Raw genomic sequence first — 12,611 nt, 5'->3', positions numbered from 1 at the left:
ATTGATTTAATACAAAATATATATTAAAACTTATCAAGTACAATATTTAATTTCTCATTAGTTACTAATTATTTGTAATATGTAATTAGCAATGTAATTATATTAGTTGGTGATTCATAATTTGGTTTTATCATTAAAACATTGGTGCTATCTTAGGCAATATATTTATCTACAAAAATATCGACTTTATCAAAACGTTATTAAATAATGCTGAAAATTTATATAGAAATAAATTATATACTTACATTGAATTATTGTATAGTTTATGGTCTTGACTTTTATGTTTAATTATTATAATATAGAATTGACAAACAAAATAATTAATAAACGAACAAATGCAAACAAGGAGGGCTTATGAAGGTTTATATTTCTTCAGATATGGATGGTCTTAGTTTAAAAGATGCATTAATAGAAGAACTAAAGAATTTAGCTTATGATTATGAGGATTTAACAGAGGAAGGTTTTGATTTTGTCGATTCTTCTAAGGCTGTTTGTGAGAAACTTTTGGAAGTAGACGGAGTTTTGACTACTGGTTCTGATGATGCAAGTGTAGGAGTCGTTATAGACAAGTATGGTGCAGGATCTTATATGGCTTGTAGCAAACATAAGGGCATGGTTGCAGCTGAAGTAACTGATGAGAGAAGTGCTCTTATGACCAAGAGACACAACGGAGCTAGAATTTTGGTTATGGGCAGTGGTATCGTTGGTGAAGAACTTGCTAAGTCATGTCTTAGAAGTTTCCTAAGTCATGGATATGATGGAGGACGTCACCAAATCAGAATAGATATGCTTAACAAGATGATGTAGGAGGAAGCAATGAAGATAGCATTAGGTTGTGACCATATAGTTACAAGTTTAAAAATGGAAGTAAGCGATCACTTAAAGGCAAGAGGTTTTGAAGTAGTCGATGTTGGAACATATGACAATACAAGAACCCACTATCCTATATTTGGTAAAAAAGTAGGCGAGCTTGTAGCAAGTGGAGAGTGCGACTTAGGAGTAGTTCTTTGTGGAACAGGAGTAGGAATATCCACTGCGGTAAACAAAGCCTATGGAACAAGATGTGCCTTAGTAAGAGATTGTGCAACTGCTCGCTATGCAAAGAGCGAACTAAATGCCAATGTTATAGCCTTTGGTGGCATGATAGTAGGAAGAGACCTTGCCTTTGAAATTATAGATACTTTTATAGATACAGACTATAAATCAAGTCCAGAGAAGGAGAAAATGATTGAAAAACTTATGTCTATCGAAAAAAAGTATAGTGATGATAAAGACGGTCAAGTAAACAATACAGAGTTCTTTAAAGAATTCATAGAAAAACGGGATCGAGGAGAATATCACGATTAGGGGTACAAATGACAGATTTATTTAATAAAGATTTGGTATTCGTTTCTAATGCTGAAAGTAAAGATGAATTATTCAAAGAAATTTATGATATATTAAGAGATAAAGATTTAGTAAAAGATAATTTTTACGAAATGATAGTAGAAAGAGAAAATAATTATCCTACTGGATTAGATATGTCGGTAGTAAATGAAAATTTATCTAATATAGCTATTCCGCATACTGAACCATCAACAGTCAATGTTACAAAAATTATTCCTGTAAAACTAATCAACAAATTAGAATTTGCTAATATGATTGATCCAGATCGAAAAATAGAAGTTGATTTCGCTTTTATTATTCTAAATAATAATGGTGGTGATCAAACTAATATTTTATCCAGTATCATGGACTTTGTAACTCAAACTGATGATATTCAAGCAATGTTTGATTCAACTGACAGTGATTATATTTATAATTTCATAGAGAAATATTTTAATAAATAGGAGGTAATATTATGATAAAAATGTTGGCAGCTTGTGGAGCAGGTGTTAATTCATCTCATCAAATTAAGAAAGCTCTAGAAGAAGAAATGAAAAACCGTGGATACAATGTTAAGTGTGATGCTATAATGATCAAGGATATCACAAAAGAAAAGCTTAGTCAATACGATATTTTTGCAAGGATTTCAAAAACTGATTTGGGATTTGAAACAGATGTGCCATCTGTTGATGCAGGTGCAATCCTTTATAGAATTCCATCAATGGCAAAGCCAGTATATGATGAAGTTGAAAGAATTATAAAGGAAAAAAATCTAAAATAAATATTTATTAATAAGGAGAAAAAATGCAATCTATTATAGATTTTGCCAATAAATTATTTGGTGATTTTATGGATTATATGATTCCTGCTGTTTTAATGTTGATAGTTCTTACAGTAGTTGCATTAATTGTAGGAGTTAAATTTTCTAAGGCATTAGAAGGTGGAATTAAACTTGCTATAGCTATTACTGCAATTGGTGCAGTAATGGATATTTTGACAGGCAATTTTTCTAGTGCCCTTCAATTATTTGTTGAGAGAACTGGAATAGAATTAAGTATTACTGATGTAGGTTGGGCACCACTAGCAACTATAACTTGGGGTTCGCCTTATACCCTATATTTTTTATTAGTAATGATTATTGTTAATATAGTAATGCTTTTATTAAAGAAAACTGATACAATGGATGTCGATATCTTTGATATTTGGCATTTAGCAGTTACTGGTCTATTTGCGATTTATATGGGTGCGAATATATTTGTAGCTACATTACTTGTTATATTTATAGGAGTACTAAAGATTATAAATTCAGATTTAATGAAACCAACCTTTAATGATTTGCTAGATGCACCAGATGAAAACCCAATGACTACAACTCATATGAACTATATGATGAACCCAATAGTTATGGTATTCGATAAGATAATCGATAAGTTGTTTCCATTTCTTGATAAGTTCGATTTTGATGCAGCTAAACTAAATTCAAAAATAGGATTTTGGGGATCTAAATTTGCCATAGGTGTATATTTAGGAATTTTCATTGGATTATTAGCAGGAATGCCTTTGATGGATACATTTAAGCTATCATTTATAGCAGCTACTTGCTTGGAGTTATTCTCAGTAATAGGTCAATGGTTTATTGAATCAGTAGAGCCATTATCACAAGGAATAGCAGATTTCGCAAATAAAAGACTTGGCGGTCGTAAAATAAATATAGGTCTTGATTGGCCATTCATTGCTGGTAGATCAGAAATGTGGGCAGCAGCTAATATATTAGCTCCAATTATGCTAGTTATGGCATTATTCTTACCAGGAAATAAAGTCTTACCTTTGGGTGGAATCATAGCTATGGGTCTTACTCCAGCACTTCTTGTTGTTACAAGAGGAAAAATCATTAGAATGGTTATTATAGGAGTCTTTATGTTGCCTATTTTCTTATGGTCAGGTACTTTAATAGCTCCATACGCAACAGAAGCAGCAAAAGCAGTAGATGCTTTCCCTGCAGGACTAGCTAGTTCAGCATTGATTACTCACTCAACTCTTGAGGGACCTGTTGAAAAGTTCGTAGCATACTTTGTTGGTTTAGCTAATAGTCAAGGTGGTAAAATGATTATAATTGCAATTGCTGTTTTAGCCATTTATCTTTTATTATTTATTTGGTATAAAAAACAAATGCAAAAAAGAAATATGGAGTATAAGGAAGCTAAGTAACTAATATTCTTTATTAATTATAAATATAATACTTAGGTGTTGTTGATAGTTATTCTATAAGGCAACACCTTTTTAATTATAAGATCTTATAAGAAAATAGCGAAAATATAATAATTAGAAAACTAATTCTATTAGTAGAATATTATTAATATTGAAATAAACCGTTATATTTGATACAATCAAAGAAAAGATATGGAGGATCATATGAAGGTAATTATTTGTTCTTGTGCTAGGTGCACTGCCCACGGTAACGAGTACCTATTTGACAGCGCCAATGTTGTTAAGACAGATGTAGAATATGCTTATGAAGTAGAAGGGTTTGACAATCCCCCACAAATCGAAATCGAATACAAAAACATAAAAAAAGAAGTTGAGGACTATGAGAAGAAATCTCCTCTAGTTAAAATTGATGATACCTACATAACCAAGGCAACACCAGAAGTCTTGATGGAAAAGATGTATGAGATATTGAGTGTAGAATGGGAGAATTTAAAAGGTATAAGTAAATGAAAGAATCTTACATAGATATATTAAATATTAGAAGAATGGCCTTCGAAGCTGTTGCCAAGATAGCCTTCGAAAATAGGCCAATAACAGACATAGCCTTAGAAGTTTTTAATATCCTTCCTGGAGAAGAAGCTAGGTATAGGGAAAATATTTTTAGGGAAAGAGCAGTAATGGGTGAGAGACTCAGGATGTGTATAGGCCTTGATGCCAGAAGTGCAGCTGATACCGATGCTGTAACTAGTGGCCTTGATGCTATGGATTATGACAAGAGAATCTACAATCCACCTCTAGTATCAGTTATCAAGATTGCCTGTGAAGCCTGCCCAGAAAATAAAGTAACAGTTACAGATCAATGTCATGCTTGCATAGGACATCCTTGCGTAAATGTATGCCCTAAAAACGCCATAACTTATACAGCCAAGGGGGCAATCATTGATCAAGATAAGTGTATCAAGTGTGGCAAGTGCGTAAGTGCCTGCCCTTACCATGCTATTAACCACCAAAAGAGACCATGCGCAGACTCATGTGGAGTAAAGGCGATTGTATCAGATGAACTAGGCCGTGCTAAGATACTTGAGGATAAGTGTGTATCCTGTGGCAAATGCATTATTACTTGCCCATTTGGAGCTATTTCTGATAAGTCTGAGATTTATCAATTAATTAAATCCCTCCAATCTGACAAGAAAGTATATGCTATCATAGCTCCTTCCTTTGTAGGTCAATTTGGTCCTCATGTTTCACCAGAACAAATCAAGGAAGCTATAAAGATGCTAGGCTTTGATGATGTAATCGAGGTAGGCCTTGGCGCTGACCTTACTACCCTAAATGAAGCCCACGAGTTTGTTGATCAAGTACCTGGGGGCAAGATTCCATTTATGGGAACTTCTTGTTGTTTTTCTTGGAAGTCTATGGTTAGGAAGAATTTCCCAGAGATAAATGACAAGATTTCTGAATCATCCACCCCTATGATCTATTCAGGTAAGCAAATGAAAAAGAGGGATCCAAACTGTGAGGTTGTCTTTATAGGACCTTGTATATCAAAGAAGCTTGAAGCCCTTGAAGAAGAAGTAGCTGAAGTAATCGACTTTGTTATAACTTACGAGGAGCTACTCGGAATGTTCCTTGCTAAGGAAATAGAACCATCAGAAATCGAAGTAGATGAGAAGATGATGGATGCCTCAAAGACCGGTAGGTATTATGGGGTAAGCGGTGGAGTAGCCGAAGCTGTTAAGAAGAGGATACACGAGATAAGACCAGACCTAGAAGTATCTATGGAAAAGGCAGAGGGCCTCGAAGAGTGTTACAAACTAGCTAGACTTGCTAAGCTTGGTAAGGTAGATGGTAAGCTAATCGAGGGAATGGCCTGTGTAGGTGGATGTGTCGGTGGCCCTGGTACTGTAGTTGATGAGAGAAAATCATCCAAGGCACTAAAGGTCTTCTCTAGTGAGTCAATCTATGAATCACCATATGATAATGACCATATTCCAGAAGAAGACAAGCCAGATGATAGCGTCCTAGTAAAAAATTAAAAAGTGTTAAGACAAGGGGAATTTACTTCCCCTTTTTTGTTTACCTTTATTGATTAAATTGATATAATAATATAAGTAAATTAAGAGAGGTAATTATGGGACAAACTACTATCATGCTAATGCTTCTTACAATCCTATCTAAAATCTTTGGATTTGTTAGAGAAGCTGTTATGGCATCATTTATAGGGGCTGGCGATCTAAAATCAATTTATACTACATCAAATACCATGCCTGTTGTAATGGCAAACTTCGTAGCAGTGGGAATTGCATCAGGTTTTATACCTATATATAATAAGATCAAGAACGAAGAAGGGGATGAGGAGGCTGAGGTTTTTACTTCAAACATTGTAAATATCCTAATGGTTTTTGGAACTATAGCTGTAATAATAGGGCTAGTCTTTGCAAGACCTTTTTCCAAGATCCTATCTCCTGACCTAGATGGGGCCTACCTAGACCTTGCAACTAATTATACTAGAATTATGATGTTTGCTGTATTTGGCTACCTATATTCTTCAGTATTTAGGGGTTATCTAAACCTAAAGGGCAACTTCCTAGATCCAGCCATTACTGGTATTATAATGAACATCTTTGTAATAGCCTTTACCATCCTTACAGGAATTACCAAGAATCCTTACCTCCTTATCATAGGAGCCTTGCTTGGTAATCTCCTCCAATACGCCTTCTTTCCAAGAGCAGCCAAGAAACGAGGCTACAAACACAAAAAAATAATCGATATAAATAACAAGTATGTTAGAATCCTTATGGCAATAGCTATCCCTGTTATTATATCATCAGCAGCAGGAGAGATATCAATTATAATCGATAACTCCATGGCATCAGCCTTCTTTGGCAAGGCATCAGTAAGCAAGCTATTTTATTCAAAGACCATGCTCACAATGATTACAGGAATTATCACAGTATCTGTAACAACTGCGCTATTCCCAAGGATTGCAGAACTTGGTGCAGCTGGGAAGATAAAATCTATGAAAAAGACCATCTCATCATCAGCAGTATCTACCATGCTCCTAGTAATACCAGCGAGCGTAGGTATGGCAGTCTTAGCAAGACCTATAGTATCAGTAGTCTTCGAGAGAAATGCTTTTAGCCGAGAAGATACTATGATTGTGGCGGCCCTTATAGCGACCTATGCACCAAATAATATCTTCCAATCCATGATAGATGTCATAGACAGGGGCTTCTATGCAGTAGGAGATAGCAAGACCCCAGTTGTAGTAGTCATTATCCAACAAGGGATAAATATCCTATGTAACCTTATCCTAACAAGGTTCTTTGGCCTATACGGTCTAGCCGTAGCAACAGTTACATCATCAGCTATAGGTTCTGTCCTTATGCTAATAAGCTTTAGGAAGAAATTTGGAGCATTTAACTTCAAATCATCGGCTATATCTATAATAAAGATAAGCATAATCACAGTTATTATGGGCCTTGTCGCAGTAGGAACATTTAACTTCTTAAATTCTAGAATTGGTCAATTAATAAGTCTCTTTGCATCTATTTTTATAGCTGCTGTGGTTTATGGAACTTTGATATTATTTGCAAGGATACCAGAAGTTATGAGTTTGGTTAATGAAATTTACCACAAGTTTAAGATATAAATTAGTGGGGTTTAAAACTTTAAATAATATCGCCTCATTGTTAGAAGGCTAGCTTAGACAATTTGATATCAAGTATGATCTTTCATAGATGCCAAATTGTCGAAGTTCTTCTTCTAACGATATCGGTACGATTTATTTATAATGTAACAGCCTTTTTTGTAGCAGAAGCTAAACATAGCTCTATTTCTTTAGCGAGATCAAAGTTATTATTTACGAATGTTTATAAAATTAAATTTGGGTATATATAATAATGTAAGAGAAAAATGATTAGTAAACATTCAAAGGAGTTATAAAATGAGTAAATTAACAATTGTGTATTATAGCCAAACAGGCGTAAACTTAAAAATGGCAAAACTTGCAGCAAAAACAGCTCAAGAATATGGTGCAGAGGTTAGACTTAGAAGGGTAAAAGAACTAAGAGATACATCAAATGTAACAGCAGATTCTCCATGGGCTAAAAAAATCGAAGCAGAAAAAGATATTGAAATAGCTACTCCAGAAGATTTAGTATGGGCAGATGCAATTATAATATCATCACCTACTAGATTTGGCAACATAGCTAGTCAAATGAAAAACTTCATTGATTCACTAGGTGCAGTTTGGTCAAAGGGCCAACTAGTTAATAAATATGTAACAGCCTTCTCCTCATCTCAAAATGCAAATGGTGGACAAGAATCAACCATCAAGACGATTTATACATCAGCAATGCACTGGGGTTCAATCATAGTACCAACAGGATTTACTGATGATTCAATATATGCTCAAGGTGGTAATCCTTATGGAGTATCAGCTACTCAAAAAGACAACGATGATATAATAGAAAATGATGTAGAAAATGCTATAATCCACCAAACAAAGAGATTATTGGATGTGGCTAGCAATTAATCAATAAAAACACTAGCCTGGATTTCCAGGCTTTTTCTTTGCCTAAATTATATATTCCTATTATACTAACTAAAGATTTTGAATGATAAAAAAACTTTTGCTAGTTAAATTTTATAAAAGGAATTGGGAATTGAAATAAATTGGAGTATTATATAAGTTGATTGTAGAGTATAAGAAAAAACTTATAAATATACATAATAAATGGAGGACTTATGAACAAGGTAAAGATAATAGCTGATTCTGGGTGCAATGTCGACCTAGCTATGGCTAAGCAATATAATGTATCAATTATCCCCTTCAATATAAGTTTTGAAGATGAATCTTACATAGACCTATATGAATTAACTAGCGTAGAATTTTTTGAAAAGTTTAGACAGAGTGAGGGAAGGGTAAGCACATCTGTCCCATCCATAGGCTCAGGACTAAGGTTGTTTGAAGATAATTATAAGGAAGGCTATAGGGACTTTTTGGTTTTTACTATAGGTAAGGAATTTTCAGGGATGCATCAGATGATGACTCTCGCTGCTAGAGATTTTATATCATCTCACCATGATTGTAATATCAAGCTTATAGATACAAGGAATTTAACTATTGCTGCAATCTATCCTGTACTAATGGCAGCCACCTATGCTGAAGCAGGCGATAGCTTGGATGAGATCTATGAAAAAAGTCTAGCTAACCTAAAATATCAAAATATATATGGGGTAGCCAAGGATTTATTTGCCCTAGCCAGAGGAGGTAGGCTTCCTAAGTCTATAGCAAGGTTTGCAAATCTAATCTCATTTTCACCAGTGCTAAAAATCGAGGAGGGAGCCTTCCATCTGGTTAAGAAAACTACTGGCAAGAAAAAAGCCTACCAAGAGCTTACTAAGATTATAAAAGATCTTTGTAAAAGTTACGATAGGTATATCCTAGTTATAGGTGGGGCTGGAGACTTGGATAAGGTCGATATTATGAAAGAAGCCCTCAAGGATGAAGTAGAAGGGGCTGGTTTGTATCTAGAACTAGAAATTACTCCTGTTATAGGAGTCCATACGGGAGATGGTGCGCTGCTTTGCTCAGTCTTTCCCCTAGAATAAATTTCCTCCAGGTAAGTATTTGCTCTAGAGCTTTTTATTGGTAAATTTGTGGAGTAGATCGATTGAAAGAGCAAAACAAAAACCACCCGCTATGCAGGTGGAGGAAAGAGGCAAATTTCTAGGCCTTAAATATTTGATTTTTTAGAAAGATTGATACAATCTTGGAGAAGTTTTCGATGGAAGTTATCCTACAAAAATCAGCCCCATAGATTAGCTTGGCCTTTGGGACGTCTTCATCTTCTCCAGTAAAGACTCCGAGGGTTGTTATGTTATCTTCTCTAAGGTTTCTTACTTCTTTGCCGGTGTCTTCGACAGCGTTCTCGTCTACATATTGGTCCTTGTCGTAGAGCTTGACAGTGTTTATATTTGACCTAAGGTCGTTTGGCTTGCCATCGGATAGGATTATAAGGATATTTTTGGTGGTAGGATCTTTGGAGTCGATTATTTGGTGGATGGCCTTGTAGGCGAGTCCGTCCCTATTGGATCCAGATGCCATAAAGTTGTAAATCTTTTCGTTGTTTTCCTTTTCTTCGTAGTCCCTGTAGAGGTTAAAGACTGTATAGTCCCTAAGGGTGGAGTAGGAGATAACTCTAATAGGGATATTTAGTTTATCCATGGCCTTTTCTATTATATAGGCTTGGTTGGCTACAAGCTTGGCTCTCTTTATTTGGCTGGCTGACCCGTCAAGGAGGAGGTCGATTTTAAACTTGTTTACTTCCTTATTTTCTTGGTACTTAAAGACCTTGTAGTCATTTAGAGTCCCCGCCCTCCAAGCCTTGGTAGAGTCAATTATCCCAAAGGACTTGTAGCTTTCTTCAAAGTCATAGAAGTTGGCTAGGGAATTTTTTATAGTCATGGATAGCTCATTAATTGACCTGTTGTTGATGGCACTATTGCCTTCTATATAGTCCTTGGTTTCATCAGCGAGTTTCTTGCGGTTTTTCTTATAAAAGAGGGCGTTGGCCTTGGTTGTGTATTCGCCCCTAGTGAAGTAGAGCTTCTTGCCTGAGTGGATGCCCTTGGCTACCTTATTTTCAATAGCTTTGACCCTATCCTTATTTAAAACTGATAGGCCATAGAAGTCCTCAATAAATTCAGCTGATTCGTGGTAGGTTTCATCGCCCTTATTAAGAAAAATGAGGTTTCTCTCCTTATCAAGCTTCTTTTCTTCAAAGTAAATATTGCCCGAAAACTCAGCAGAGCCTATACCAAATTGCTCTTCTATAAAGTTTTCTGAAAGCTCTTCTTCCTCAGTATCGACCTGGTCAAAGTTTTTTGCTTTCTTCTCCTTGACCATATTTTCAAACTTGTCCCTATCTTGGGCAGACCTTTCAAAGGCAAAGTGCCTTTCAAAAAATTCATTTAGCTTCTCTATGAGGTTGGATGTATCCCTAGTATCTATGGCAAAGAGTGCCTTGTAGATTGTTAAAAATAATCCCCCTTCGACAATGGGATATCCCAAGATTTTTCCATAGTAGGCCTTCTCAAACTGGTCCCTTATATTTTGTGGATCCCTTAGCTCATACTTGGCCCTAACCTTCTTGGCATAGGATATCCTCTCGGAGTCTATAACTAGGTTCTCATCTCTTATGTTAAGGTAGGCAAGGTGGTAGATGAGAAGTTCTGTCATAAACTTGAAATCATCATAAAAGGTATTGTCTTTTTTGATATAGGATAAGAAGGATGAGATTAGGGAAAAATCGAATATATTTTTGGCAGCCCCATAGACTATATTTAGGTATTTTTGGTCCATAGGGAAGGACTTTTGGGGCAAAAACTTGTAGTTATGAGCAAAGTCCCATATCACATTATATTCACGAATCTTTTGCCACTTATCGTCATTCATCGAATATACTCTCTTCTATATCTTCTGGAAATTTCGATCTTAGGGTATCAAGGATGAGTTCTCTCTCAAAATCATCAAAGGACTTATTTACTAAACCAATTTGGAGGGCCTTGTAGGGACTTAGACCAATCTCCATGGTCTCGATGGCACCAATTAAGCCCCTTAGGTCGACAGACCTTGATGATATTTCGTTATTCTCGCTCTTTAGTCTCAAGCTTTCAAAGAGGTCTATAAAGGCCTTCCTATACTTTTGCTTGAGCCTAGGGAAGGTATCCCTTAGGAGCTTATCAAGGTTTTCATAAGTGATACTTGGTACATGGATTATCATAAACCTTGATGCCAAAGCCTCATTTAGCTCCCTTGTTCCTATATAGCCGTAGTTCATAGTTCCTATAAAGCGAGTGTTGGGGTCAATTTCAATTTGGTCATAGCCAGCAAGATCGATTATCTTCCTATAGTCAAGACTTGCATGGAGGACAGAAATCGCCTCATTCTTTGCCATATTTATCTCATCAAGGATAGCAAAGCCACCCTCTTCTGCTGCCTTGTAGATGGGTCCCTTCCTAAATACAACCTCTCCATCCTTAAAGGTATCAGCACCTACTAGGCTTGCTGCGTCAGTATTTACGTGCATGGATACATTATATACTGGCCTATTAAAAATATAGGCGAGATTTTCTGCTAGGACGTTTTTTCCTGTGGCTTTGGCTCCTGTAAGAAGGAGATTTTTCCCAGCAAGGAGGGCGGCTAGGGCCTCTTCCAAGACTTCCTTTCCATAAAATTTATATTGGGGCTTTCTAATTCTTCTATTTTCGTAAGCCTTATTCTTTTTCCTGTAGACTTTTACTTGTCTTATCAAATTTTCATCTATATTTTCTTCTCTTAAATAATCTATCATGTTTCACCTCATCTGCTATTATACAAGTATAAATAATTTTTTTCACTTGAGTGAGTCCCATCGAATTAATATATTGGTGTAGAAAAATAAAGATTAGGGAAGCTAAGTAAATATTAGAATAGACAAAGGATTTCTGGAGGGATAATATAAAATTAATGTAAATAAGCTTTTGGGTATATTTATAGTAGAAGAAGCAAAAAGCAAAAAATTTATGTTTTGCTATAAGGGGAATGATTATGGTAGATATTTTTAATTTTATAAAGTCTAACTATGGTATATATTTGCTTCTATAGGATTTGTAATTTTTTTTGACGCCCTCCTATCATCAAATGAAACAAAAAAGAAATGTTTAGGTAAAATAATTGGTTTTTTGATTAGTGTAATTGAATATACGATTATCTATCTTACAAATTAAATATATAAATAGGCAGGATCTTTGATATATAAAAATAGTTTTTGTGATATAATATTCTAACAAATTATTGAAATAAAGAAAAAGGCGAGGAGTATTTGTTCTTCGTCTTTTTGCTTGGGAGAAAATATTTATGACCTAGAATATAGGAAAGGTAAAAGGAAGTCTACTTAACAATAAATAAAGAATTTTGCCAAAGAAAAATTTCTAATGTCCTTGACAAAGTCCCAAATGGAACTATATTAATAAAGACAAAAAATATGAGG

General features: G+C 35.1%; 12 protein-coding genes. 10 read left to right on the top strand and 2 right to left on the bottom strand.

Annotated elements, in window-relative coordinates:
• Window positions 1-354: 354 nt before the first annotated feature.
• From lacA to MUN42_RS08200, 10 genes are all read left to right on the top strand, one after another.
• On the top strand, window positions 355-807 hold the full coding sequence (lacA, locus tag MUN42_RS08245; RefSeq protein ID WP_243344259.1) for a galactose-6-phosphate isomerase subunit LacA: 453 nt from the start codon (window positions 355-357) through the stop codon (window positions 805-807).
• Window positions 808-816: 9 nt separating this feature from the next.
• Window positions 817-1,347 carry a galactose-6-phosphate isomerase subunit LacB gene (lacB, locus tag MUN42_RS08240; RefSeq protein ID WP_243344257.1) on the top strand — a complete coding sequence of 177 codons (531 nt, stop codon included), beginning with the start codon at window positions 817-819 and terminating at the stop codon, window positions 1,345-1,347.
• A gap of 8 nt (window positions 1,348-1,355) precedes the next feature.
• A complete protein-coding gene (locus MUN42_RS08235; protein ID WP_243344256.1) occupies window positions 1,356-1,829 on the top strand; it encodes a PTS sugar transporter subunit IIA in 474 nt (157 codons plus the stop codon).
• 11 nt (window positions 1,830-1,840) lie between these two features.
• A complete protein-coding gene (locus MUN42_RS08230; RefSeq protein ID WP_243344254.1) occupies window positions 1,841-2,146 on the top strand; it encodes a PTS fructose transporter subunit IIB in 306 nt (101 codons plus the stop codon).
• Window positions 2,147-2,169: 23 nt separating this feature from the next.
• Window positions 2,170-3,573 carry a PTS transporter subunit IIC gene (locus tag MUN42_RS08225; protein WP_243344252.1) on the top strand — a complete coding sequence of 468 codons (1,404 nt, stop codon included), beginning with the start codon at window positions 2,170-2,172 and terminating at the stop codon, window positions 3,571-3,573.
• Window positions 3,574-3,777: 204 nt separating this feature from the next.
• On the top strand, window positions 3,778-4,083 hold the full coding sequence (locus tag MUN42_RS08220; protein WP_243344250.1) for a hypothetical protein: 306 nt from the start codon (window positions 3,778-3,780) through the stop codon (window positions 4,081-4,083).
• A complete protein-coding gene (locus MUN42_RS08215; RefSeq protein WP_243344248.1) occupies window positions 4,080-5,609 on the top strand; it encodes a 4Fe-4S dicluster domain-containing protein in 1,530 nt (509 codons plus the stop codon). The genes MUN42_RS08220 and MUN42_RS08215 overlap by 4 nt, the downstream gene beginning before the upstream one ends.
• A gap of 95 nt (window positions 5,610-5,704) precedes the next feature.
• Complete coding sequence (gene murJ, locus MUN42_RS08210; RefSeq protein ID WP_243344247.1) at window positions 5,705-7,225, top strand: murein biosynthesis integral membrane protein MurJ; 1,521 nt, start codon at window positions 5,705-5,707, stop codon at window positions 7,223-7,225.
• A gap of 294 nt (window positions 7,226-7,519) precedes the next feature.
• On the top strand, window positions 7,520-8,110 hold the full coding sequence (gene wrbA / locus MUN42_RS08205; RefSeq protein ID WP_243344246.1) for an NAD(P)H:quinone oxidoreductase: 591 nt from the start codon (window positions 7,520-7,522) through the stop codon (window positions 8,108-8,110).
• Window positions 8,111-8,322: 212 nt separating this feature from the next.
• Window positions 8,323-9,189, top strand: a complete 867-nt coding sequence (locus MUN42_RS08200) for a DegV family protein (RefSeq protein ID WP_243344245.1) — start codon at window positions 8,323-8,325, stop codon at window positions 9,187-9,189.
• A gap of 118 nt (window positions 9,190-9,307) precedes the next feature.
• Here the strand turns inward: MUN42_RS08200 and MUN42_RS08195 are convergent, their stop codons facing one another.
• Both MUN42_RS08195 and MUN42_RS08190 read right to left on the bottom strand, forming a co-directional pair.
• Window positions 9,308-11,035 (bottom strand): hypothetical protein, encoded by a 1,728-nt coding sequence (locus MUN42_RS08195; protein ID WP_243344244.1) that lies wholly within the window; start codon window positions 11,033-11,035, stop codon window positions 9,308-9,310.
• On the bottom strand, window positions 11,028-11,933 hold the full coding sequence (locus tag MUN42_RS08190) for an AAA family ATPase (protein WP_243344243.1): 906 nt from the start codon (window positions 11,931-11,933) through the stop codon (window positions 11,028-11,030). Before MUN42_RS08190 ends, MUN42_RS08195 begins: the two co-directional genes overlap by 8 nt.
• Between the last annotated feature and the right edge of the window lie 678 nt (window positions 11,934-12,611).

This window comes from Anaerococcus sp. AGMB09787 (genome assembly GCF_022808955.1).
Lineage (GTDB): Bacteria > Bacillota > Clostridia > Tissierellales > Peptoniphilaceae > Anaerococcus.
The sequence above is the reverse complement of the archived record's forward strand: the minus strand, read 5'-3'. Positions and strand labels throughout refer to the sequence as shown.